This window comes from Pedobacter sp. BS3 (assembly GCF_008274585.1).
Taxonomy (GTDB): Bacteria; Bacteroidota; Bacteroidia; order Sphingobacteriales; family Sphingobacteriaceae; genus Hufsiella_A.
Map to the genome: position 1 here is coordinate 256,926 of NZ_VTRT01000001.1, position 23,279 is coordinate 280,204.

The 23,279-nt window shown below is 42.1% G+C and carries 24 protein-coding genes; 19 read left to right on the forward strand and 5 right to left on the reverse strand.

Annotation, left to right across the window (positions count from 1 at the left end; genetic code table 11):
- From FW774_RS01065 to FW774_RS01075, 3 genes are all read left to right on the forward strand, one after another.
- Positions 1 to 1,557, forward strand: coding sequence for a hypothetical protein (locus FW774_RS01065; protein WP_149346312.1), 1,557 nt, complete (start codon positions 1 to 3; stop codon positions 1,555 to 1,557).
- A 471-nt stretch (positions 1,558 to 2,028) separates the two neighbouring features.
- Positions 2,029 to 3,762: a GMC family oxidoreductase gene (locus FW774_RS01070; protein ID WP_149346313.1), complete on the forward strand. Its 1,734-nt coding sequence runs from the start codon at positions 2,029 to 2,031 to the stop codon at positions 3,760 to 3,762.
- A gap of 7 nt (positions 3,763 to 3,769) precedes the next feature.
- Positions 3,770 to 4,387, forward strand: coding sequence for a gluconate 2-dehydrogenase subunit 3 family protein (locus FW774_RS01075; protein ID WP_149346314.1), 618 nt, complete (start codon positions 3,770 to 3,772; stop codon positions 4,385 to 4,387).
- A 267-nt stretch (positions 4,388 to 4,654) separates the two neighbouring features.
- Here FW774_RS01075 and gdhA read toward each other — a convergent pair whose 3' ends face one another.
- Complete coding sequence (gene gdhA / locus FW774_RS01080) at positions 4,655 to 5,995, reverse strand: NADP-specific glutamate dehydrogenase (RefSeq protein WP_149346315.1); 1,341 nt, start codon at positions 5,993 to 5,995, stop codon at positions 4,655 to 4,657.
- Between the two features lie 400 nt (positions 5,996 to 6,395).
- Here gdhA and FW774_RS01085 point away from each other — a divergent pair, with 400 nt between their 5' ends.
- Positions 6,396 to 6,599 carry a hypothetical protein gene (locus FW774_RS01085; RefSeq protein ID WP_149346316.1) on the forward strand — a complete coding sequence of 68 codons (204 nt, stop codon included), beginning with the start codon at positions 6,396 to 6,398 and terminating at the stop codon, positions 6,597 to 6,599.
- Positions 6,600 to 6,937: 338 nt separating this feature from the next.
- Here the strand turns inward: FW774_RS01085 and FW774_RS01090 are convergent, their stop codons facing one another.
- Positions 6,938 to 7,696, reverse strand: coding sequence for an MBL fold metallo-hydrolase (locus tag FW774_RS01090; protein ID WP_149346317.1), 759 nt, complete (start codon positions 7,694 to 7,696; stop codon positions 6,938 to 6,940).
- A 134-nt stretch (positions 7,697 to 7,830) separates the two neighbouring features.
- Between FW774_RS01090 and recJ the strand changes: the two genes are divergently transcribed.
- The 3 genes from recJ to FW774_RS01105 all read left to right on the forward strand — a co-directional run bounded on the left by recJ (position 7,831) and on the right by FW774_RS01105 (position 11,940).
- On the forward strand, positions 7,831 to 9,534 hold the full coding sequence (gene recJ, locus FW774_RS01095; RefSeq protein ID WP_149346318.1) for a single-stranded-DNA-specific exonuclease RecJ: 1,704 nt from the start codon (positions 7,831 to 7,833) through the stop codon (positions 9,532 to 9,534).
- A 136-nt stretch (positions 9,535 to 9,670) separates the two neighbouring features.
- Complete coding sequence (gene lptB, locus FW774_RS01100) at positions 9,671 to 10,405, forward strand: LPS export ABC transporter ATP-binding protein (RefSeq protein WP_149346319.1); 735 nt, start codon at positions 9,671 to 9,673, stop codon at positions 10,403 to 10,405.
- Positions 10,406 to 10,422: 17 nt separating this feature from the next.
- Positions 10,423 to 11,940: a GH3 auxin-responsive promoter family protein gene (locus FW774_RS01105; protein WP_149346320.1), complete on the forward strand. Its 1,518-nt coding sequence runs from the start codon at positions 10,423 to 10,425 to the stop codon at positions 11,938 to 11,940.
- A gap of 66 nt (positions 11,941 to 12,006) precedes the next feature.
- Here FW774_RS01105 and FW774_RS01110 read toward each other — a convergent pair whose 3' ends face one another.
- Positions 12,007 to 12,459 carry a hypothetical protein gene (locus tag FW774_RS01110; RefSeq protein WP_149346321.1) on the reverse strand — a complete coding sequence of 151 codons (453 nt, stop codon included), beginning with the start codon at positions 12,457 to 12,459 and terminating at the stop codon, positions 12,007 to 12,009.
- A 203-nt stretch (positions 12,460 to 12,662) separates the two neighbouring features.
- Entirely contained in the window at positions 12,663 to 12,986 is a 324-nt protein-coding gene (locus FW774_RS01115; protein ID WP_149347119.1) for a heavy metal-binding domain-containing protein, read from the reverse strand.
- Between the two features lie 636 nt (positions 12,987 to 13,622).
- Between FW774_RS01115 and FW774_RS01120 the strand changes: the two genes are divergently transcribed.
- The 8 genes from FW774_RS01120 to FW774_RS01150 all read left to right on the forward strand — a co-directional run bounded on the left by FW774_RS01120 (position 13,623) and on the right by FW774_RS01150 (position 19,113).
- Positions 13,623 to 14,042: a hypothetical protein gene (locus tag FW774_RS01120; RefSeq protein ID WP_149346322.1), complete on the forward strand. Its 420-nt coding sequence runs from the start codon at positions 13,623 to 13,625 to the stop codon at positions 14,040 to 14,042.
- Positions 14,039 to 14,188 carry a hypothetical protein gene (locus FW774_RS20310; protein WP_187774769.1) on the forward strand — a complete coding sequence of 50 codons (150 nt, stop codon included), beginning with the start codon at positions 14,039 to 14,041 and terminating at the stop codon, positions 14,186 to 14,188. Before FW774_RS01120 ends, FW774_RS20310 begins: the two co-directional genes overlap by 4 nt.
- 321 nt (positions 14,189 to 14,509) lie before the next feature.
- A complete protein-coding gene (locus FW774_RS01125) occupies positions 14,510 to 14,971 on the forward strand; it encodes a hypothetical protein (RefSeq protein WP_149346323.1) in 462 nt (153 codons plus the stop codon).
- Positions 14,972 to 15,356: 385 nt separating this feature from the next.
- Positions 15,357 to 15,788: a hypothetical protein gene (locus FW774_RS01130; protein ID WP_149346324.1), complete on the forward strand. Its 432-nt coding sequence runs from the start codon at positions 15,357 to 15,359 to the stop codon at positions 15,786 to 15,788.
- Positions 15,789 to 15,799: 11 nt separating this feature from the next.
- Entirely contained in the window at positions 15,800 to 16,111 is a 312-nt protein-coding gene (locus tag FW774_RS01135; protein WP_149346325.1) for a hypothetical protein, read from the forward strand.
- Between the two features lie 308 nt (positions 16,112 to 16,419).
- Positions 16,420 to 16,929, forward strand: coding sequence for a hypothetical protein (locus tag FW774_RS01140; RefSeq protein WP_149346326.1), 510 nt, complete (start codon positions 16,420 to 16,422; stop codon positions 16,927 to 16,929).
- A gap of 7 nt (positions 16,930 to 16,936) precedes the next feature.
- Entirely contained in the window at positions 16,937 to 18,418 is a 1,482-nt protein-coding gene (locus tag FW774_RS01145) for a zinc-dependent metalloprotease (protein ID WP_187774770.1), read from the forward strand.
- Positions 18,419 to 18,426: 8 nt separating this feature from the next.
- Positions 18,427 to 19,113, forward strand: coding sequence for a T9SS type A sorting domain-containing protein (locus FW774_RS01150; RefSeq protein WP_149346328.1), 687 nt, complete (start codon positions 18,427 to 18,429; stop codon positions 19,111 to 19,113).
- A 73-nt stretch (positions 19,114 to 19,186) separates the two neighbouring features.
- Here the strand turns inward: FW774_RS01150 and dusB are convergent, their stop codons facing one another.
- The gene (gene dusB, locus FW774_RS01155) at positions 19,187 to 20,179 is read right to left on the reverse strand and encodes a tRNA dihydrouridine synthase DusB (protein WP_149346329.1); all 993 of its coding nucleotides are present in this window, start codon (positions 20,177 to 20,179) and stop codon (positions 19,187 to 19,189) included.
- Between the two features lie 59 nt (positions 20,180 to 20,238).
- Between dusB and FW774_RS01160 the strand changes: the two genes are divergently transcribed.
- From FW774_RS01160 to FW774_RS01175, 4 genes are read left to right on the forward strand one after another with little or no spacing between them, the layout of a single operon-like run.
- A complete protein-coding gene (locus tag FW774_RS01160) occupies positions 20,239 to 21,186 on the forward strand; it encodes a CPBP family intramembrane glutamic endopeptidase (RefSeq protein ID WP_149346330.1) in 948 nt (315 codons plus the stop codon).
- Positions 21,167 to 21,370, forward strand: a complete 204-nt coding sequence (locus FW774_RS01165; RefSeq protein WP_149346331.1) for a putative signal transducing protein — start codon at positions 21,167 to 21,169, stop codon at positions 21,368 to 21,370. Before FW774_RS01160 ends, FW774_RS01165 begins: the two co-directional genes overlap by 20 nt.
- Positions 21,370 to 22,182, forward strand: a complete 813-nt coding sequence (locus tag FW774_RS01170; protein WP_149346332.1) for a phosphatidate cytidylyltransferase — start codon at positions 21,370 to 21,372, stop codon at positions 22,180 to 22,182. Before FW774_RS01165 ends, FW774_RS01170 begins: the two co-directional genes overlap by 1 nt.
- Before the next feature lie 30 nt (positions 22,183 to 22,212).
- Positions 22,213 to 23,253, forward strand: a complete 1,041-nt coding sequence (locus FW774_RS01175) for an energy transducer TonB (RefSeq protein WP_149346333.1) — start codon at positions 22,213 to 22,215, stop codon at positions 23,251 to 23,253.
- Positions 23,254 to 23,279 lie beyond the last annotated feature (26 nt).

Sequence of the window (23,279 nt, forward strand, 5' to 3'; positions counted from 1 at the left end):
ATGAAAAATTTAATTTTATTAGGAATGATTGCTTTCGCCTTTAGTTCTTGTTCTAAAAACAATTCCATTGAGGCGGAACTTAGGGCAGGGTCAAAAAGCAAACCCGCGAAAGTATCTTCAATTACCAACTACTATGTAGATGATACTTCAGGAAATGATGCGAATGACGGGCTCTCGCCAGCTACGGCGCTTAAGACTATTCAGGCTGCACTGTGGAAAACAACAGATGGTGTTGGCGCTACCATATACGTAGCGGGAGGCACTTATCATGAAAGACTGTGGTGGCCCAATTCAGGTGCATCTAACTCAGAACCAATTACTCTGACAAGTTACAACGGAGGAACAGTAATTCTGGATGGTATTAATGCAACCAACAGTACGCAAAATGCCATGATTAGTATTGAAAGCAAAAGTTATATCCGTATTGATGATATCCATATAACCAACAATATTAGAAATTACGCTTCCGGAATCGCAATGACAGGGTCGGGCACTGATGTCCATTTTACACAGTGCGAAATTTCCAATATTAATTGGACATCAAATCCTAGTGCGACCCCTACATCTAATGATAATGCCAGCCCACTTATTGTTGTTGGCCAAACAGCTACATCCTATTCGGAAATTTACATCGGATACAATGAAATTTATGATTGTAACACCGGGTATAGCGAAGGATTAACATTAACCGGGAATGTGGTGAATTTTTTACTGGAAAACAATACTGTACATGATATCAGTAATATCGGTATTGATATGTCCGGTCATTACTCATGGACCGGGGCTCCATCTAATGTTAATTATGCCCGCAATGGAAATTGCAGGGGAAATATCGTTTATAATTGCGTTTCACCAATAGCTACTTCCGGAGGAATTTACGTTGATGGCGGCAAATGGATTAATATAGAAGGCAACACTTGCTATGCCAATTATGCGGGTATCAATGTAGGATGTGAAAATGATAACAATACGGCAGAAGGTATAAATGTTCGCAGCAACTTTATTTATAACAACATTGAAGCCGGGATATTATTCGGGGCGAACCAACCCAACAGTAGCGTAATTAACTCAATGGTAAGTAATAATACCTTGTTTAATAATTATTCAGCAGGCGGCTGGGGCGGCGAAATACACCTTCAAAATATGGACAATGTTTCATTTATAAACAATATAGTACATTCGCGATCAAATATTGTTGTGATTGCATTAGCAGGATATGCCTCAACAAATCTGACTTTCGATTATAATAACTACTACTCTACGTCGGGAACGCCATCAAATATTATATTTGATTGGGGAGGAAACGGAGGACCAACCTATTTAACTTTTGCTTCATTTATCTCAGGAACAGGGCTTGACGCTAACTCAACCTATGGAAGCCCTGGATTTGTCTCGGGTAGCTTACCAACTCCTGATCTTCATTTAGCCAGTTCATCTGCTTGTATAAATTCAGGTTTACCTTCTTTTGTTGCTCAGCCTGGTGAATTTGATGTAGACCACAGTACCAGGGTGGTCAATTCAAGGGTAGATATCGGAGCTGATGAATCTCCATATTAATCTTAAAATTACAAACTGTCCGTAGGGCTAAGCAATAGCAGCTCTACGGGCTTGGTAATACAAAGGAGCTAACAATCGCTAGTGCGATCGTGGCGCTCGTACTCCTAACTGAGTTAAGTTTAGGGGAAAGACTGAGTTGTGGGCTAACTTAAGCCTGGAGCACGTTTAAGCTAACCATTACAGTGGCCAAAACTTAAACTTAAGCGAGGGAGGGTCTCTCGTACCTGAAAGATATAAGAATATAGACACAAGCGGCGCTTGCGCCCGTAGCCAGCATGATGGATATTTTTTTATAACCACGCATCAACAATTTTCGTATATTAACCAGCAATTTTAGCTTAGATTAAGAGGTTGTTGAAGATGATTTTAGCAGTCAGATGAATCCTGATAAAAACCAGGTAACGGCCTGAAGCATCCAAAATAATCTCAAAATAAACCTATACGAGCATTATTAACCTTATTTAATTAAAGATGCAAATCAAAAAATCAGCTTCTGTGTACGATGCTGTTATTGTTGGTTCGGGTGCCGGTGGCGGAATGGCGGGTTACGTTCTCGCCCATGCCGGGCTTAATGTACTGATGCTGGAAGCGGGTCCATTCTGGGATCCGGCTAAAGATTCCATGCAGTTAAAATTTCCGTACGAATCACCACGCCGGGGAGCTTCAACCACCCGTCCGTTTGGTGATTTTGATGCCGCCTTCGGCGGCTGGCAGCTGGATGGCGAGCCTTATACCACAAAAGATAGTACCGACTTCCAGTGGTTTCGCTCACGGATGCTTGGCGGACGTACCAATCATTGGGGACGTATCTCGCTGCGGATGGGGCCTAACGATTTTAAAAGTCATCATATAGATGGTCTTACAGACGACTGGCCGATCACTTATGATGAAATAAAACCATACTACGATAAAGTAGACCGCATGATCGGTATTTACGGAACCGTTGAAAACCTGGAAAATGAGCCTGACGGGATATTTTTACCACCACCCAAACCCCGTTTGCACGAGCTGATGATTAAAAACGGGGCGCAAAAAGCCGGAGTAACCGTTATCCCCGGCCGGGGTTCGGTACTTACCGAAGCCTTACCCGGAAACAGTAACCGTGGAGCCTGCTTTTTTTGTGGTCAGTGCGGACGGGCCTGCAAGGTTTACGGAGATTTTTCATCTTCATCCTGCCTGGTAATACCCGCAATAAAAACAGGAAACCTGAAAGTTATTACCAATGCCATGGTCCGCCAGGTGCTTACCAACGAAGAAGGTTTGGCCACCGGTGTATCCTACGTCAGCAAAGATGATATGCAGGAATATCAGGTAAAAGGCAAAACCGTGATTTTGGGTGCCAGCGCCTGCGAAACGGCCCGGCTATTACTCAACTCGGCATCAAAACAACATCCCGGCGGACTTGCAAACAGCAGTGGTGTAGTTGGAAGATACCTGCATGACTCTACCGGGGCCAGCCTGAGTGGTTTTCTGCCGCAACTGCTTGACCGCAAAAGATATAATGAAGATGGCGTAGGCAGCGTGCATATCTATTCGCCCTGGTGGCTCGATAATAAAAAGCTTGACTTTCCACGGGGTTATCATATTGAATACGGCGGCGGTATGCACATGCCATCGTATGGTTTTGCCGATGGCATCCACAAAAAGAACGGTTTGGTTCCCGGAAAGAACGGTGAGAAAAAAAAGGCCGGCGGGTTCGGGGTTTCCCTTAAAGATGATTATCGCCGCTTTTTTGGTACCAATGTATATATGGCCGGTCGGGGTACTGCCATTGCCCGCAAGGATAACTATTGTGAAATAGACAATAACGTAGTGGATAAATACGGAATTCCGGTGCTCAAGTTTCACTATAAATGGACAGATGCCGAAATAAAGCAGGCCCGGCACATGCAGGAAACATTTCAGTCCGTTATGCATCACATGGGAGCTATTATTACTTCTACCGTACAAGGTCCTGAAACCAATTACGGGCTGGAAGCTCCCGGAAAGATCATTCATGAAGTAGGTACAGTACGCATGGGTGATGATCCTAAAACCTCGGCGCTGAATAAATGGTGCCAGGCGCACGATTGTAAGAATCTGTTTGTAGTAGATGCCGCTCCGTTTGTTCAGCAGGGCGATAAAAATGCCACCTGGACTATTCTGGCCTTATCCATGCGAACTTCCGAATACATTCTTCAACAACGAAAAAAACTAAATATCTGATAAAGAAATGAACAGACGCGATTCTCTTAAAGCAATTGGTGTTGGCGCTGTTTCGGCCGGGCTGTTGCTGGAAAACTGCAAACCTTCAAAAAAGACCAGCAATGAAAAAGAGCTGGTTCAGGAGCCAACGGAAGGCTTACAGCCCTTTGAAATTGAACGCAATAAGAAGCTACATGAGGAGATATTTTTTACACCCGAAGAGATGGCAGTTATTACCGTGTTAGCCGATATGATCATCCCTAAAGATGAGCGCTCTGGCAGCGCATCTGACGCCGGTGTACCGGCTTTTATTGAATTTATTGTAAAAGATATACCCGACCACAAAATCCCTATGCGTGGCGGCATACGCTGGCTGGAATTACAATGCATGAACAGGTTCGGCACATCGTTTGTGCAATGTACCCCGGCCCAGCAAGTGGAAATTGTTGAAGAAATCGCTTACCCCGATGAAGCCAAACCCGAAATGAAACAGGGAGTAGCATTCTTTAACCGTATGCGTGACCTCACCGCATCGGGCTTCTTTACCAGCAAAATGGGCCTGGAAGATATCGGCTATGCCGGAAATAAACCCAACCGGTGGACCGGTGTACCCGAAGATGTATTGAAACAATACGGGCTATCCTGACAACTGACAAAAAATTGTTTTAATGCTCATTCTGTTAGTCTATGAGTATGTTAAAAACACAACTATTTGAATCAAGCCCGGAATGACGGTCGGGGCTTTTTAGCTCTTATATTGACCGCTAATGCGAATACCCGTGATCGCAGTAACGTCCCTATTTTCGTCCTTGTCCCAATGGGATTCCTTTGGAACGAGGAGGAATCCCGTACGTACGGGAAAGCAATCTGCTTCTGTATAAATATTAGGGATGAAATTTAATCCTGTTCTGAATTAAACAACCCCCTGGGCAATCATCGCATCAGCAACCTTTACAAAGCCCCCGATATTTGCACCCTTTTCGTAGTTCACATGCCCGTCTTCTTCTGTACCGTACTTTACACAGATGGAATGAATATCGTGCATAATTCTTTTCAGCTTTGAATCCACTTTTTCCCTGTCCCAGTTATAACGCAGCGAATTTTGCGCCATTTCTAAACCAGAAACCGCTACTCCGCCGGCATTAGCCGCTTTACCGGGCGCATAAGATATTTTTGCTTTGGTAAATTCCTGTACAGCTTCGGGTGTGCAGGGCATATTTGCACCTTCGGCAACGCAGAAACACCCGTTAGCAATCAATGTCCTGGCATCTTCGCCATCCAGCTCATTTTGCGTGGCATTAGGCAACGCGATATCACATTTGATTCGCCAGGGTTTTTCGCCTTCAAAATATTGCGCCGAAGGATACTGCGTGATGTATTCCTTTATTCTGCCCCTTAAATTATCTTTCAGGTTTTTAATATAAGCCAGCTTAGTCAAGTCAATGCCTTCAGGATCATAGATAAACCCTGAAGAATCTGACATGGTTACTACCCTGGCTCCTTCCTGGATACATTTCTCGGCAGCAAACTGAGCCACATTTCCCGAACCTGAAATAACCACAACCTTTCCCAAAAGGTCTTTGCCCTGGGTTTTGAAAATTTCTTCAACAAAATAAACCAAGCCGTAGCCGGTGGCCTCAGGCCGGATCTGGCTGCCGCCCCATTCTATACTTTTTCCGGTTAAAACGCCTGTAAATTCATTTTGCAGCCGTTTATACTGGCCGAATAAGTAACCTATTTCGCGTTTTCCAACACCGATATCCCCGGCGGGAACATCCAGGTTAGCGCCAATATGCCGCGATAGCTCCGTCATAAAGCTCTGGCAAAAGCGCATTACTTCGTTATCTGATTTTCCTTTGGGGTCAAAGTCCGAACCGCCTTTACCGCCACCCATCGGAAGCCCGGTTAAGCTGTTTTTAAATACCTGCTCAAACGCTAAAAATTTTAAAACACTTAAATTAACCGATGGATGAAAACGCAAACCACCTTTGTAGGGGCCAATAGCGCTGTTCATTTGTATGCGATAGCCTCTGTTTACGTGGATCTCTCCTTTGTCGTCAAGCCAGGGTACTCTAAATATAATTACTCTTTCCGGCTCGGCTATTCGTTCAAATATCTTATTCTTTTTATAAACGGGATGTTTTTCAATGTAGGGCAGTACAGACTCAGCAACCTCGGTTACTGCTTGTAAAAACTCAGGCTCAGAGGCATTTCTTGCTCTGATAATGTTTAACGAATCATTATTTTCAGACATAGTTTTAATACGGTTATAGGAGGATGTTTAATTACTATTTTAGCAATTAAACAATTAAAACGGCGAATTTAATTTAAAATATGAGGCAGCCGCATAGTAATTGTTGAGAAATTTGCAATATTAATGTAATATATTAACAATTAGAAAGTGCATCGTTCAATCGCTGAGGCTTAACTCTCCAACTCAGGCACTTGAACATAAGCTGAAAATTATAAATTGGCACATACATATTTTTTTACACCGTTTATTGTAAGTGTTTTACAGATTTTTATCCCCGAACTCCGAATTACTGACAACATTAAGGAATATTGAAAAGCGACAGGAATTGGCTCTATAGCCCATAGCTACGCTTTTAGCGATAAATAGGAATAGCGCTATTGTTACACCAAAAACAACATACATGGCAGCGCTAATCATAGAAAGCAAAAACCCCTCGAACTTAAAAGTATTGGCTGCAATGACCAAACAACTGGGCGATACGGTAAAAGCAGTTAACATTGAGGATATTGAGGACATGATTTTTGGTGATATGATGACCAAAGCTAAAACGGGAAAATTTGTTACTAAACAGGAGCTGCTGAAAAAACTACGATCGGCAAAATGATACTCAAGATTGAGCGATCTTTCTACAAAAGCCTTGATAAAATTGATTATGGCAAAATAGCCGATAAAATTGAGGCTATTTTAGGGGAGGTTGAAAAATGCCCAAAAGTATACGCCAGATAAAAAACGTTAAGAAAATAAGCGGTTATAAACCTATTACCGCATAAAGCTCGCTGATTATAGGCCTGGAACTACTGGATACTCAAACGGTATCGCTTCTTATCATTGCGCACAGGAAAGATATTTATAAGAAATTTCCATAGCCCACAAACCCGAAAGTTCACACGGGTGAGCGTTTGCAGCCCTGTCTTCCGGGACTATCAGATTCGATCGCGGATTCTACACTGTCACAATCTTAAACCGGCCCTCATTTTCTTCTACATAGCCCATCGCCGTGCTTTTGGCATGATAGAACAGGCATAGCCAATGTTCCAGTGCAGCTTTATGACCGTATTCTTCGCGAAGCTGCATCGCTTTGCGACCGTCAAAATCATATTTGGCTATAAAACGACGCAAAAGCTGTTCGGGTTCAGGCAGAATATCGCCTCCAAAAAATATCGTTTTACCCGCATTTTTAATGGTAAATACCTGGTGAAATTCACAATGACCGCCGGTAAGCTCATAGCTGATATCATCCGTCAACTGGCCGCTGCCTTCAACAAAATGGATGTTGCCGCTGCGTTGCACAATATCGAATATTTCAGTCCGGTAGCTGGCAGAGGGTTTGCTGTATGCGTTCTCCCATTCGCCACGCTGAATAACGTATTCGGCATTGGGGAAAGCCAGTTGTGTGCCGTCTGTCATGCCTCCCGAATGGTCGTAATGCAAATGCGACATCAGCACCAGGTTCACATCTTCGGGTTGGTAACCAGCCCGGCGTATATTTTCATGGATCAATAATTGCCCGTTAGCCGCCCGCTGACCTAAGCCGGTATCTAACACCATTAAATGCTTGTTGGTTTTAACCAGGAAAGGCTGCACATAAATAAATAAGGAACCGGGGCGACTTTTAGGGTCGTCCGTTTCGGGGTTAAATGGCAGGAATTTTTTGGAACCGTCAACAGAGTAAGAGCCTTCGTATAACGCAAATGCATTCATTGTCATTCAATTTCGGTTAACCGGATGTAAGTTCTATATGATTGAGCCTTATGCTATTCTGAATAAAAATGGTAAAGGCGCTAACAACCGGCCATGTTTTTAATGTATATTTACCCAATAAACCGAGCAAAAGTATGCAAAAAAGGTGGGTGCAGCAGCATATTACCGATAGTGAATCCGTTAAAAGGTTGAAAGAATCGTTACAGGTAGACGAAATACTGGCAAGTCTGCTGGTAAAGCGCCAGGTAACAGATTTTGACGCTGCCCGTAGTTTTTTCAGACCGGAGCTAAACCATTTGCATGATCCTTTTCTCATGAAGGATATGGATATCGCCATACAACGCATTGAAAAGGCGATTGCCCGGGAGGAACGTGTACTGATCTACGGCGATTACGATGTTGACGGAACTACCTCCGTGGCGCTGGTTTACAGCTTTTTCAGGAAGTATATACGCAATATTAATTTTTATATTCCCGACCGCTATAAAGAGGGCTATGGTATATCAACAGCAGGTATAGATTATGCTGCCAGCCACGGTTACAGCCTGATCATTGCGCTCGATTGTGGTATAAAATCCATTGATAAGATCGCTTATGCCAACCAGAAAAACATCGACTTTATTATTTGCGATCACCATTTGCCCGGGGCTGAGCTGCCGCAGGCCTGTGCCGTGTTAGACCCTAAACGTAAGGATTGCGCTTACCCGTACAAAGAGCTGTCGGGATGTGGCATAGGTTACAAATTAGTGCAGGCCTATAGCCAGAAAAATAACCTGCCGGCAGATGAGCTGGAATGTTACCTGGATCTGGTTGCCGTAAGCATTGCTTCGGATATTGTCCCCATTACCGGCGAAAACCGGGTGCTGGCCTGGTATGGTATCAAAAAGCTGAATGAAAATCCGTGTACCGGGCTTTCGGCGCTAATGGATGTGGCCGGACGAAAGTCGGCCTATACCATTTCGGATATTGTGTTTACCATTGGCCCGCGTATCAACGCGGCCGGACGTATAGACGATGCCAAGCATGCGGTAAACCTGCTCATAGCCGATAATCACCATGTAGCCCGGGATAAGGGCGTGCTCATCAATCTGAAAAATACCGAGCGTAAGGAACACGATATTACCATTACCGAGCAGGCGCTCGAAATGCTCGATGCCGACATCCATACGTCAACCCGCAAAACTACGGTGGTTTATAACCAGAACTGGCACAAAGGCGTTATTGGTATCGTAGCATCGCGGCTAACCGAAAAATACTACCGGCCAACCATCGTGCTAACACAATCTAACGACCATGTGGCCGGTTCGGCACGTTCTGTAGTAGGTTTTGACCTGTACGAAGCGTTAAGCTCATGCAGCGATCTACTCGAACAGTTTGGCGGACATAAATATGCGGCCGGCCTAACCATGAAAGAAGAGAACGTTCCCGCTTTCAGGCAACGTTTTGAGGAAGTAGTATCGCAAACCATTACCGATGATATGCTGGTGCAGGAAATTACCATTGACGCCTGCATGGAGCTGGAAAATATTACACCCAAATTTTTCAGGATATTGAACCAGTTTGCCCCCTTTGGCCCGGGAAATATGGCCCCGGTATTTTTAAGCAAAAAGGTTTATGTCAACGGCTCGGCATCTATTGTGGGCAACAATCACCTCAAAATGATGGTTTACCAGGATAATTCGCCGGTGTTTGAGTGTATCGGTTTCGGGTTAGGACATCATTTTGCCGAAATCCGTAAAGGTATTCCGTTTGATATTTGCTACACCATCGAAGAACGTATCTGGAAAGAGAAGAAATCTGTTCAGCTAAATATCAAGGATATCAGAACTTATGGCTAAGGTGAAATTCAAATAGGTAATTGTTCGCGACCTGTCCCAAGCTGCCCGATGTTAAACGTAAAAAGATAACCCGCCACAATAAAATCCGGATTTTTACTTTTAATTTAACGCCCGGTTTCCGGAGAAACAATAAAGCATGATACTCAAAGCAGAAAATCTTGTAAAAAAATATAAGCAGCGAACCGTTGTAAACAATGTATCCTTCCATGTGTCGCAGGGCGAAATTGTAGGATTGCTTGGCCCGAACGGAGCCGGCAAAACCACTTCGTTTTACATGATCGTAGGTTTGATAAAGCCAAACGAAGGCCACGTTTACCTGGAGGATGAAGATATAACCGGCGACCCGATGTATCGCCGGGCGCAAAAAGGTATTGGCTACCTGGCACAGGAAGCGTCTGTGTTCCGGAAGCTTTCTGTAGAAGATAACATCATGGCCGTGCTTGAAATGAACGTACATAACAAGGCCGAGCAACGCGAAAAGCTGGAAGAGCTGATCAATGAGTTCAGCCTGAACAAAGTACGTAAAAACCGTGGCGACCTGCTTTCGGGCGGTGAGCGGCGACGTACCGAGATTGCCCGTGCCCTGGCCGCCAACCCGAATTTCATTTTACTGGATGAGCCTTTTGCCGGCGTAGACCCCATTGCCGTTGAAGAAATACAATCTATCGTTGCCAAGCTTAAATTACGCAATATCGGTATACTGATTACCGACCATAACGTGCAGGAAACCCTGTCTATCACCGACCGTGCCTACCTGCTAACCGAAGGTAAGATCATGCTTACCGGCACACCGCAGGAAATAGCCGGAAATGAAATGGCCCGTAAGTTTTACCTGGGTCAGCATTTTGAGCTTCGTCGTAAAAAATTGTAACAGTTTACAGGAAAACAATGACACTTGTAAACTCCATATTCAACTGGATAATGAAAAAGCGGATTCATCAGATCGAGCTTTTCATAAAATATCCGCACGATGTACAGGAAGAATGGTTCCAGCAGCTGATCTCTACCGCCCAGCATACCGAGTGGGGCAAAAAATATCGCTACGAATCTATCTTCACCCAAAAAGAATTCAGGGAACGTGTTCCGGTGCAAACATACGATACGTTGAAGCCTTACATTGAGCGTATGCTCAAAGGCGAGCAGAATATTCTCTGGCCCTCGGAGATCCGCTGGTTTGCAAAATCGTCGGGCACTACTAACGACAGAAGCAAATTTATCCCGGTAACGGATGAGTCGCTGGAAGAATGTCACTATAAAGGCGGGAAAGATCTGCTTTCCATTTACTGCAACAACCGCCCCAATGCCAAAATATTTACCGGCAAAGGACTGGTTCTCGGCGGCAGCCACCAGGTAAACCAGCTGAACGAAGAAATTTATTACGGCGATCTTTCGGCGGTGCTTATCCGAAACCTGCCGTTCTGGGCTGAATTTTACCGTACACCGGATATTTCCATCACGCTGATGGATAATTTCGAGGAAAAGGTTGAAAAGGTAGCTCATGCGACCATTACTGAAAATGTAACCAACATATCCGGAGTTCCCACGTGGAACATTGTGCTGGCAAAGCGCATCCTGGAATTGACCGGGAAAAGCAATTTGCTGGAAGTATGGCCTAACCTGGAGCTTTATTTTCATGGTGCCGTGAGCTTTACACCGTATCGTGAGCAGTTCAAAAAGCTCATCCCGTCAGACCAAATGTATTACCTGGAAACGTACAATGCGTCTGAAGGATTTTTTGGCATACAGGATCTGCCAAATTCCGAAGAAATGCTGCTGATGCTGGATTACGGCATTTTCTACGAATTTATCCCTATGGAGCACTTAGACCGGGAAAATCCACCGACCATAGGTTTAGAGGATGTGGAGCTCGGCAAAAATTATGCGCTGGTGATATCCACCAACGGCGGTTTATGGCGGTATATGATTGGCGACACCATCAAATTTACTTCGCTATCGCCTTACCGGATACAGATAACCGGGCGAACCAAGCACTTTATCAATGCCTTTGGTGAGGAGCTGATCATTGACAATGCCGAAAAGGGACTGACGGAAGCCTGCCGGAAAACCGGGGCCAGTATCCGCGACTATACCGCTTGTCCGGTTTACTTTAAGGGTAACGAAGCCGGTAGTCATGAATGGATCATTGAGTTTGAGCGCCCACCCGATAACCTGGATGTATTCATCGATACGCTTGACCAAACCTTACGTGAGATCAATTCAGACTACGATGCCAAGCGGTTTAAGGATATGGCGCTTCGGCGGCCTTTGGTGCACGTGGCTCCCGATGGCACATTTTACCAATGGATGAAAAATCGTGGTAAGCTCGGCGGACAAAACAAAGTGCCCCGTTTAGCCAACGAGCGGCGATACGTAGAAGAGATCCTGGACATTATGAAGGATGCTTAGAAACAAACGCAGACAACGTTTTGAACGCTGTTTGCGTGTTGCAGACTATTCTCGTCCGTGCAAGAATTATTTTCTAAACTGCCCGTAGAACTGGCCGGTTAAAGAGCCAACATTGACTTCGTTTAATCCGCCCTGGGTAGATGCCGATGCCGCGAAGCTCACGTTAAATTTACAATTGTCAGGAAAAGAAACCTCTACCGGGCTTGTTGCACGCGGATTTTCGATGGTAACACAGTCTGATGCGGTGCTTACTTTTAATTTATTATCGCTGGTAAGCTCAAAGTTGACCTGCTCGCCATCGGCAAAAGGGCCGCCATTATTAACTTTGTGGTACGTAAGCTTGTATTTTCCTACAATGCCCGAAGGGGTTGTTCCAGCTGTTTGCCCGTTGTCAAGCGGCTTATTACAGACTGTTCCACAGGAAGAGCTGTCGTCATCCTTTTTATTCTTTTTGCAGGCGCCAATGCCTGCTGCCAGCAATACAGCCAGTGCCAGGGTAAGTAATGGTATGCGTTTCATAGCAACGATAATTTGATTAAACAATGGATAAAGTTAGGTGCCCGGTCAATCATTGGAAATACCAATAAACCCTTATTCCCTATCCGTATTTACCCGTAGTTATCGCTGCCTGAAATTCTGTTATCGTCCGCGTTTGTAACGCGGATGCATGAGCACTGCGATTTTATCGCAGATAATAATTTGTGACGCTTTCTAAACGATACTTAATCTTCGTAAAACACCGCTGTGCCGGATGCTGTTACCATAAGCATGCTGCCGCCGTTGCCTACAGTTTCGTAATCCAGGTCGACGCCAACAATAGCATTAGCCCCAAGCGACATGGCATACTGCTGCATTTCGCGTAAAGCGGTATCCTTTGCCTGTCGCAATACTTCTTCATACGACGAAGACCGTCCGCCGACAATATCGCGGATACCTGCAAAAAAATCCCGGAATAAATTGGCGCCGATAATGGTTTCGCCGGTAACTATACCTAAATATTTGGTAATCTTTTTTCCCTCAATGGTGGGCGTTGTGGTAGTTATCATCATCTTAGTTTTTTCGGTTGTTGTGTGTTAGATATCAATTAACGGAAAAAGTTACAAAGGGGTATGAAATAAATGGCTTGGATTAGGATGGGATAATACTACTCTCATTGTTCTATTTCGCTTATTAATTTATCACATTCCGAAAAGGCGGCCTGCAAAAATTTGTTCCTGTATTTTTCACCCTGTCCGCTAAAAGCAATTGACTTTTTTATCCGGTCTCGCATCCATTCCTGCGTTTGGCTTAAGTCTCAGCACTGGGCTGGGCCAGGGGCTAACTTTAAGCCTTCTTCTTAAGCAATACCCGTTAAGCACTATCTTTTAATAATATTTTTTGTAGCGTTAGACATAACGCACACGTTTTAAGTAAAATAAAGTTGTTTCATTAATGGATTTTTTCTAAACTTGTTTTACTAACCTATTTAAACCATGAAGCCTCATCCACCAGTTTGTGGCGATTTGCCGCCGTGATAAATTAAATCTAATTTTCACATAGGCATCAATTACAGTATAGTCGGTGTTATTATTTCTATTTCCAGCTAAATCACTTTCTTAAATACTTCTCTAAAAAATGTATCTGCCGGCTTAGCGAATCGAAAATGTTCTGCAATTAATCTTACTATAACAAATCTTACAATTATGAAAACAACCCAAAAAGTATTTACAGCTATTTTCTGTATTATGGCATTAGCATTTTTAATGGAAGGCTGTAAGAAGAAAAACGAGGCACAATGTGAAGGCTGCAATAATCCCGTAGTATTTACCATACAGGATAGTGATAATAGAACAGGATACATATATAAAAACAACATCCAAGATAACCCTAATGTACCCCAATTCAATTATGGGATATGGTTTAACGATACTGATTGTATTGATTGTGTACATACTTTTTTTGTATGCAATGATGCTTTCTTAAATAGTCTTGGAAATATACCTGAATATCCGGGTATTAAAATAAAATTCTCGGGCCAGGCGATGAAACTATGTAAGGAGCCATTTCATCCTGCAGATTACACTTACAATCATATTATTTTAACTAAAATCGAAAAACAATGAAAAAATTATTACTTATTATTGTTGCTATTTTTCCATTGGTTATATATGCACAGGCCCCCCTCTGGCTTAAGTTTCAGCTTGGGCTGGGCCAGGGGCTAACTTTAAGCCTTCTTCTTAAGCAATACCTGTTAAGCACTATCTTTTAATAACATTTGTAGCATTACGCATAACAGCCTCGTTTTAAGCAAAATAAGTTTTGCTTTATTAATAGATTTTTATTAAACTTGTTTTACTAACCTATTTAAACCATGAAACCTCATCCACCAGTTTGTGGCGATTTGCCACCGTGATAAATTAAATCTAATTTTCACATAGGCATCAATTACAGTATAGTCGGTGTTATTTCAAGCGAAACCACCTTCCGTTATAAGCCTTCTTAAAAAACATATTTGCCGACTTAATATCAGTGCTACTTCATTATTGATAATAAAACCAATAATGAGTACTTAAATAATATTTATATCACGATGAAAAATGTATTTTTTATTCTATTCGCTATAACCCTTATTAACATCATTTGCTTTACGGGATGTAAAAAGAAGGAGCATTCCCCGCTTAATATGACCTTATATGACAAACCTCTTTCTGTTATCCAGGCTGCTATTCATGGAAAGTGGAAACTGCAATATGGAAAAGGGGGAATTAATGCAAAGATGGTTCAATATTATAATAATTCTTATTACGATTTCTCAACACAAAATACAGTAAGAGTTACATATAATGATGTTATTTACGCCGATACTACAATAATCTGGAGAAATGAAGCGGAAATATACACTAACGGATTATCCACTTTCACTATGAATTTTTATGATAAGCGGGGCTATCCTTATATTCATATTGTAGATAGATTTATTAATGATACATTAGTGCTGCATGATTATGCTGTTGATGCTGTTTATTATTACTTCACCAAAGTAAAAAACTAATTAAACAATATTAAAATAATCACAAAATCATGAAAAAACTTTTACCCCCCTCTGGCTTAAGTTTCAGCTTGGCCGGGCGCAAGGGTTAACTTAAGCCGCTTCTTAAGCAATACCCGTTAAGCACTATCTTTTAATGATATTTTTTTGTAGCGTTAGACATAACGCACACGTTTTAAGTAAAATAAAGTTGTTTCATTAATGGATTTTTTCTAAACTTGTTTTACTAACCTATTTAAACCATGAAGCCTCATCCACCAGTTTGTGGCGATTTGCCGCCTTAAATAAAATATACGATTAATGATTAAATCTTTACTGATTCTAATTAAACCTGCATGCATTACCATAGCTGCATTTCAGCTAAATTTCAAAATTAACTTTAATCACCATGAAAAAAAATAATGCTATAAAATATATTTTGAGTGCCTGTATTTTAACACTTTTCGGTTGTGATAAACAGAAAGCTTCTTTTACAGAAGAGATATATGTAATCGGCATAGATCCCTGCACTAAATATAATTCTTACAACCTCAAAGGATATGTAATTGAACTTATTAAATCTAAAGATACAGTACTTACTTATAATTTGCCTGTTGAAACAGCACAGTTAATCCAGAAAGAGGAACCTGAATTTAAGGACGCATATCTATTTGCTTCAACATATAGTAAGAATTATCCCTTAGTTATTACTTATAGATATGCAAAAGATAATGAAAAGAAACTCCCTCTTTGCACAGCAAATACAGATATCTCCGGCATTTCCAAAATTAACAACAAACAAATAATAATTAACAAAGAAATATATGGCTCTGAAAATTAACAAATAGCAATATGAAGAAACCTTTATTTTCTATTATTTTAACTCTGCTGATTGGAAGTTTAATTACTGTAATATGTAGTTTTATTCTCCCTATTAACCATAAAGTATATTATTATGCCTATAATGAGAAAGTTTATATAAAAAAATTAGATTCTAAAGTAGCGATCAGATATAAAAATAGTGAGGCGGCACAACTTTCTAATGCAATTGCTCAAAAAAGTAAAAATGAAAATTTCGAAATTAAATGGCAAGATAGCCGAACGATTGTTATAAATACAAATTCAGTAATTAAAGCCGATAGCCTAATAACCCCTCTGGCTTAAGTTTCAGCTTAGGCCGGACGCAAGGGTTAACTTAAGCCGCTTCTTAATCAATACCCGTTAAGCACTATCTTTTAATGATATTTTTTGTAGCGTTAGACATAACGCACACGTTTTAAGTAAAATAAAGTTGTTTCATTAATGGATTTTTTCTAAACTTGTTTTACTAACCTATTTAAACCATGAAGCCTCATCCACCAGTTTGTGGCGATTTGCCGCCGTGATTATCTTATTATTATATGATTTCGAAATATTTTATTTGTGTTATTTACTACCCTAAATTTTTTTATTCCAAATAAAACTTAAAAGATATGAAAGATCTCACGCATTTTGAATATGCACATATAATTTGGATTGGGCTAATCTTTCTCTTGCCCTTGATTGGCGGTTGCCAAAAGAAAGACGCATCAAATGGTATCCTTCAATGTCCTGTAGACGCGGTGGCTGGCTCAGAAACTGATATCGGTGGAAAATGGAAGCTGGTCAAGGGAGAGCATTACTCCAGTAACTCCCGACAACGTCAGACTAAAGACTATTCTTGCAATAATATTGTATACCAATTCCATTCGGACGGACGGCTGATAATAAGTAGCGATATTGAAGATAACATAGGTTTTGCTGCCGGAGAATATATGTATGAAGCTACTTTACACGGAGGCGGACAGAATGATTTACTGAAAATTGGCAATAACCTATATGCTGTAGCTATGTTTTCAGATAAAATGACAGTCGAAATAAATCCAATTGACCCTTTAGCGATATATGAATCTAAATTGACAGCGTATTTTATTAGAATTCAGAGTAATGATTCTTTAAATTGAAATGGTAATGATAAAAAAAATACTTCATCACTGTCTTTGTGTGATTCTTGTTTGTTCTACAATAGAATCATTCAGCCAACAAAATTTATTGTATGAAAAAATACAGCAAGCTAAGGTAAATTTCACCAAAATTAATTCTGTATTTAAACAGGTTGTAACAGAAAAACAGGCACTGAATCTTTTTATAAACCCAAAAGACGTAAGTTTTATGGATTATAAAAAAGAAACATTTGCCAGTCTAAACGAAGCAATTATCTTATCAATTCCCTTTAAGGAAGATTCAATTCAAATAGAATTACTCAAAGTCCCTGCTTCTTTCTATAACTATGAGGTTGTGACAAATAATGGACAAAGATTCCCTGCAAACAAACAAATAAAACATTATCGTGGAGTTGTAAAAGGCAATCCTAATAGCTTGGTTGCCATTAGTTTTTTAGAGGATGAAGTAATAGGATTGATCGTTACTGAAAAGGGTAACTTTAATTTGTCTTTAGACAAAAGACTTGGTAAACATATTGTTTATAACGACAAGAACTTAAAAGATAAAATGAGTTTCAAATGTGGAACACGAGATAACAATCTCATAAAATATAATCCTGAAGTGCTGTTCCAATCATCTAAACTTGCTACTCTTTCAGGTGATGTTTGTGTTCGCTTGTATCTTGAGACCGAATATGATATTTTTCAAACAAGAGGGAGCATAGCCTCTGTCGAAAGTTTTATCTCTGCTGTATTCAATCAGGTAGCAACATTATACCAGAACGAAAATATTGAAATCTCTCTTTCTGAGTTATATGTTTGGACTACGACAGACCCATATACGTCCAACGATTTAAGTACACTTTTGCAACAGTTCCAAACATATAGAACTACATTTAATGGGGCTTTAGGCCAATTACTCACATTTAGATCTGGCGTTGGGGGAGGACTTGCAGCCGGATTCGATGGGTTATGTAATTCAAATGTTTCGGATAGGTTATCTGTAGCTATGCTATATGACAATTATGCATCAGTTCCTACATATAGTTGGACTGTACAAGTAATTACCCATGAATTTGGTCATCTATTTGGGTCTCGCCATACTCATGCTTGTGTATGGAATGGTAATAACACAGCAATTGATGGTTGCGCAGGAGGAACAGAGGGCGGGTGTTCTATTCCTGGTATTCCATCTGGTGGAGGGACTATTATGAGTTACTGCCATTTACAAAGTGTAGGTATAAATTTCAATCTTGGGTTCGGTTCTCAACCAGGTAATGTCATTAGAAACAGCGTGGCAAATGCTAATTGTTTATGTGAATGTGCTCATTCGACTATCTCCGGCCCATCCTACATCTGCGATGAAGCTACATATTCCATCTCTAATTTACCCACCGGCGCTACCGTAACCTGGACGGCAGAAGGCGATAACTGGGCAGTAACCATCAACTCCCCCAATTCCACACAAACCACCGTTACCCCAGAGATGATTACGGCATCATCCGGTTAAAGGCAACTGTGCATACCGCTTGCGGCAATGTAGAAGTAACCAGCGATCCAATCCATGTGGGTCTGCCTTATTGGGTTAATTACGTTGAAGTCAGCTCAAATGGTCTGGGCGGCGGTACTGACATTCTCTGTAACCACGACGAGGATTACGATGATTACGCCAATACATATACCTATACACTAAATGAGACGCCTTCTTATTCCTTAACCCTCCATGCCACCTTGTATGACGCCTATGGTAGCTATATGCTCCCCTCGCATACCATTACGTCTAAAACAGGTACCTATAGTTTACCTGAATCTATGCCCGTAGGGTACTATGGCTTAGATGTATGGGTAAGCGGAGGTCCTTGTAACGAAGAGAATGATGTTGCTGAATGGTATGAAGCATGGTTCGAATATGCCAATTGCGACAGCTATGAACGCTTAGCAATTTACCCCAACCCGGCAAATACCGAGTTAACCATTGGCTACCCGGCTACAGCGAAAGCGGCAACAAGCCAAAAGCTTATGATGCCTGAATTTAGCGTAAAACTACTGGATGATAAGGGAAGGATACTAAAAACAAGTAAAACCATAAAAGAAAGTGAAAATCTTGTATTGCCTGTAGCCGATATACCCAATGGCACTTATTACCTGCACATAAAACAAGGCCGTAATCTAACCCGGCAGCAGGTGGTTATTTATCACGAGTAGGATTTTTTATAGGAACCCGTTGTCAACTTTACCGGGCGCTTTGCCGGTAAAGTTGACAACGTTATTTACTAAATTACGCTTCCACACTTTCGTAAACCTCGCTGATTTCGTTCAGCAGGCTGTGTATCTGATCAATATTATCTGATGAAACCAGTTTCATGCGGTATTCCTTAAAATCGGGTAAACCTTTAAAATAATTGGCATAGTGGCGCCGCATTTCGAATATGCCGGTTTTGGGGCCTTTCCATTCCATGGATTTATCCAGGTGTGTTCTGCAAACCGCTACACGTTCGGCGATGGTTGGGCCGGCCAGTATTTCGCCGGTTTGGAAAAAATGTTTGATTTCCCGGAATATCCAGGGATAACCAATGGCCGCACGACCAATCATAATGCCGTCTACTTCATATTCCAGGCGCCAGTTGGCCGCTTTCTCCACGCTATCCACATCGCCATTACCAAAAATTGGGATTTCAATGCGGGGATTGCGCTTGATTTCACGTATTAATGTCCAGTCGGCCTGGCCTTTGTACATTTGCGCCCGTGTACGTCCGTGAATGGTCAATGCCTTAATACCTACGTCCTGTAAGCGTTCGGCTACCTCGTACACATTTTTGGTGTTATCGTCCCATCCCAGTCGGGTTTTAACCGTGACCGGCAGATGGGTGGCTTCCACAACCGCACGAGTCATGGCAACCATTTTATCAATATCCTGTAAAAGGCTTGCCCCTGCCCCACGACAGGCTACATTTTTTACCGGACATCCGTAGTTAATATCAATTAAATCCGGATTTACCTGTGTGGCAATCTGCGTAGCCTCACGCATACTTTCAATATTGCTGCCGAAAATCTGGATGCCGATGGGCCGCTCATATTCAAAAATATCCAGCTTCTGCACACTTTTAGCCGCGTCGCGTATCAATCCTTCCGACGAGATAAATTCCGTGTACATCAAATCAGCACCGTTCTGCTTGCACACGTAACGGAAAGGAGGGTCGCTCACATCTTCCATAGGGGCCAGCAGCAGCGGGAATTTCCCCAAATCTATATTTCCAATCTTAACCGACATTAGCTATCTTGAACGCACAAAATTTTAAGCGTGCAAATTTACAAATAATTAACTGTCAAATGTATAAGCAGCGGTCATCAGAACGCCATCCTTTAGAATCACTGGTTTACCTGGTTTTACTGGCCGTAGCCGGTGGAATACTCTTTACATTGGTTGCGCTGATATTCGCCATGCTGGTGTTTAAAATCCCTCCTACGGAGATAATGACACAAATAATATATGGCATTACAGATATAAGGCTGCTTAAAACCCTACAGGTATTCTCAACCGTTGGTATATTTATTGTACCGGCGCTGGTATTTGCCCGCATAGAAAGTTCGAAACCCTTAACCTGGCTAAAAATTAACCGCAGCGTTTCGTTTCCGGTATTGTTAATATCGCTTTTACTGATTTTTTGTATCGGGCCGTTTTTGCAGTTCACCATCAACCTGAATGCCGGCATGCATTTACCGCATTGGCTTAACGGGCTTGAGCGCTGGATGCGCTTACAGGAAGACCAGGCGGCACTGATAACCAAACAATTCCTGGAAGGTAAAACGCCCGCGGTTCTCATCATTAATATGCTGATGATTGCGGCGCTACCTGCCATTGGCGAAGAATTGTTGTTCAGAGGATGTTTGCAGCAACTTTTTATCCGCTGGTTCAGGAATCCGTATATGGCGATTTGGGTTACTGCCATTGTTTTCAGCGCTATACACGTGCAGTTTTTCGGTTTTCTGCCCCGTATGCTGCTGGGTGCTTTGCTGGGTTACCTGTTTTTCTGGACAAAAAACATCTGGGTTTCGATAGCGGTGCATTTTACAAATAATGCCATGAGTGTAATTCTGGCATACTATTACCAGTTGCAGGGCAAACCGCTTGATGACCTGATTAATGAAACGGACCCGGTAACCTGGTACGCCTGTTTGGGCAGTATCGTAGTATCGGCAATGTTACTGCTGGTCATTTACCGCATAACGAAAAATACCTATAGTCAACCCGATACCGATGGAGAGCAACTGGCTTAAAATATATACTACGGCCGATTTTTATAAGGCGGAACTGGTGCGGCAGGTATTAATTGAGCACGAAATTGAGGCGGTAATGATGGATAAACGGGGATTTCCGTACCGGTTCGGGCAGGTTGAAGTGTACATTCATGAAGGCAGCTTTAACGATGCCATCGAAATTATTATTAAAAACGAGCTGTAATGAAGACAAGGGCGATAACAGGTTTTTTCTTTGTAGTGGTTATGCTGGCATCGGTGCTAACCGGGCAATACACCTTTAGCATATTTTTTATGTTGCTCAGCCTGTTTTGCCTGGCCGAATTTTACAACCTGGTAAAAACAAACGAGGTAAAACCACAATTGATAACCGGCCTTTTAACCGGTTTCGTGCTGTTTTTAACGGTTATTCTGCATTTTATCGCCGGTTTACCGTTCAGCTATTTATTATTGGCAGTATTGCCGTTATTGCTCATTTATATTACAGAGCTGTACCGGAAAAACAGTATGCCGTTTCACAACATCAGCTATACCTTAACGGGATTATTTTTTAGCGTTATACCATTTTGCTTTTTTTATGCGTTAGGTTTTCTTACGGGAAGCTATAGTTTTCACGCACCGTTATCGTTTTTGTTATTGTTGTGGGCAAGCGATACGGGAGCGTATTTATTCGGAATAAAATTGGGGAAAAACCGTCTGTTCGAGCGTCATTCGCCTAAAAAATCGTGGGAAGGGTTTTTTGGCGGCATGTTTACCAGTTTGCTGGTAGCGTTTATACTGAGCCTTTTTTATACCGAACTGCCGGCCTTGCACTGGGCGGCATGTTCCGTTATCATCGTTGTTTTGGGCACTTATGGCGATTTAACAGAATCTATGCTGAAACGCAGTATGGATAAAAAGGATTCGGGCTCCATACTTCCCGGACACGGTGGCTTGCTCGACCGTTTTGACGGATTGTTTCTGGCAGCTCCGGCAGTTTACCTGTATTTATATTTTTTTGTTTACCTTAATGCTTAATCGTATTACCAGGGCTTAACCTGTTAATGAATGGAAGAAAACGACACCATCAGGCAACAATCGGATGAAAATCAGCCGGTAAAGAAAGACAAATCTTTGCTGTACATGGGTATTGCGCTGGCTGTAATTATTGTTTCTATGGGCTACCTCACCTTGTTTGTTGATGACCCCTGGAAATTATTCAAACCCGAAACACATCCCGTTAAGGTAGTTGATAACGGCTCAAAATCGCTGGATAAAACCGAGGAAATGAGCGACGAGGATGTGCGGAAATCGCTGATAAAATTCATCGAGGCGTTTTATGTGGATATGCGCCGCGGCTATTTTGACCCGCCCAGCTATTTTGCACCGATAACGGAAACGTTTTACAACTATCATAACCTTACGCACAGGCGTCTTCGCGATATTTACTGGCGGCGCAAAGCGGATATGGAAAGCCTGAAAAGCAACTGGATTGTATCGTCGCTTGATTTTGAACGCCGCGGACAGCAATTGATTGCTACTTACTGGCTGCACGAAAGTTATTACCGGCCATCGCGTAAGCAACAGGAAGAAGGTGATTTTAAAATGGAGATGACCATTGATGAAAATGGAAAAATTGTTTCGTACCTGCCTGTTGAAGAACGAAATATCCGGATATCGCCTTTATATATCACACTCGATTCAATTATTGATACGCCGGTAGCACAACCATCGGCAACTAATGTGCAGGTTGAGCAAAAGCCGCAAACAACAGAATCTGCCGACCAAAAGGTGTATAACCTAAGCGCAGTGGAATCTCCTCCTGAATTTAAGGGTGGTGCTAAAAAAATGCAGCGCATTATACGGCGAAAGCTGCATTACCCGGACAGGGCGAAAAGCCTCAATGTACAGGGTCAGGTAATGCTATCGTTCATTGTAGAAAAGAACGGAAGCCTGAGTGATTTGAAGGTTGTAAAGGGAATAGGCAGCGGCTGCGATGAGGAAGCTTTACGTGTAGTACAAAAGGAGGTGTCTGAATGGAAACCGGGAACAATTGCCGGAAAGCCTGTACGTACGCTGGTTACCTTGCCAATTGTATTTCAGCTGTAGGGATTGGTAATACGGCTTTTAATAGC

Coding starts and splice junctions, on each gene's coding strand:
- FW774_RS01065 (WP_149346312.1), top strand. CDS start 1: ATGAAAAATTTAATTTTATTAGGAATGATTGCTTTCGCCTTTAGTTCT.
- FW774_RS01070 (WP_149346313.1), top strand. CDS start 2,029: ATGCAAATCAAAAAATCAGCTTCTGTGTACGATGCTGTTATTGTTGGT.
- FW774_RS01075 (WP_149346314.1), top strand. CDS start 3,770: ATGAACAGACGCGATTCTCTTAAAGCAATTGGTGTTGGCGCTGTTTCG.
- gdhA (WP_149346315.1), bottom strand. CDS start 5,995: ATGTCTGAAAATAATGATTCGTTAAACATTATCAGAGCAAGAAATGCC.
- FW774_RS01085 (WP_149346316.1), top strand. CDS start 6,396: ATGGCAGCGCTAATCATAGAAAGCAAAAACCCCTCGAACTTAAAAGTA.
- FW774_RS01090 (WP_149346317.1), bottom strand. CDS start 7,696: ATGAATGCATTTGCGTTATACGAAGGCTCTTACTCTGTTGACGGTTCC.
- recJ (WP_149346318.1), top strand. CDS start 7,831: ATGCAAAAAAGGTGGGTGCAGCAGCATATTACCGATAGTGAATCCGTT.
- lptB (WP_149346319.1), top strand. CDS start 9,671: ATGATACTCAAAGCAGAAAATCTTGTAAAAAAATATAAGCAGCGAACC.
- FW774_RS01105 (WP_149346320.1), top strand. CDS start 10,423: ATGACACTTGTAAACTCCATATTCAACTGGATAATGAAAAAGCGGATT.
- FW774_RS01110 (WP_149346321.1), bottom strand. CDS start 12,459: ATGAAACGCATACCATTACTTACCCTGGCACTGGCTGTATTGCTGGCA.
- FW774_RS01115 (WP_149347119.1), bottom strand. CDS start 12,986: ATGATAACTACCACAACGCCCACCATTGAGGGAAAAAAGATTACCAAA.
- FW774_RS01120 (WP_149346322.1), top strand. CDS start 13,623: ATGAAAACAACCCAAAAAGTATTTACAGCTATTTTCTGTATTATGGCA.
- FW774_RS20310 (WP_187774769.1), top strand. CDS start 14,039: ATGAAAAAATTATTACTTATTATTGTTGCTATTTTTCCATTGGTTATA.
- FW774_RS01125 (WP_149346323.1), top strand. CDS start 14,510: ATGAAAAATGTATTTTTTATTCTATTCGCTATAACCCTTATTAACATC.
- FW774_RS01130 (WP_149346324.1), top strand. CDS start 15,357: ATGAAAAAAAATAATGCTATAAAATATATTTTGAGTGCCTGTATTTTA.
- FW774_RS01135 (WP_149346325.1), top strand. CDS start 15,800: ATGAAGAAACCTTTATTTTCTATTATTTTAACTCTGCTGATTGGAAGT.
- FW774_RS01140 (WP_149346326.1), top strand. CDS start 16,420: ATGAAAGATCTCACGCATTTTGAATATGCACATATAATTTGGATTGGG.
- FW774_RS01145 (WP_187774770.1), top strand. CDS start 16,937: ATGATAAAAAAAATACTTCATCACTGTCTTTGTGTGATTCTTGTTTGT.
- dusB (WP_149346329.1), bottom strand. CDS start 20,179: ATGTCGGTTAAGATTGGAAATATAGATTTGGGGAAATTCCCGCTGCTG.
- FW774_RS01160 (WP_149346330.1), top strand. CDS start 20,239: ATGTATAAGCAGCGGTCATCAGAACGCCATCCTTTAGAATCACTGGTT.
- FW774_RS01165 (WP_149346331.1), top strand. CDS start 21,167: ATGGAGAGCAACTGGCTTAAAATATATACTACGGCCGATTTTTATAAG.
- FW774_RS01170 (WP_149346332.1), top strand. CDS start 21,370: ATGAAGACAAGGGCGATAACAGGTTTTTTCTTTGTAGTGGTTATGCTG.
- FW774_RS01175 (WP_149346333.1), top strand. CDS start 22,213: ATGGAAGAAAACGACACCATCAGGCAACAATCGGATGAAAATCAGCCG.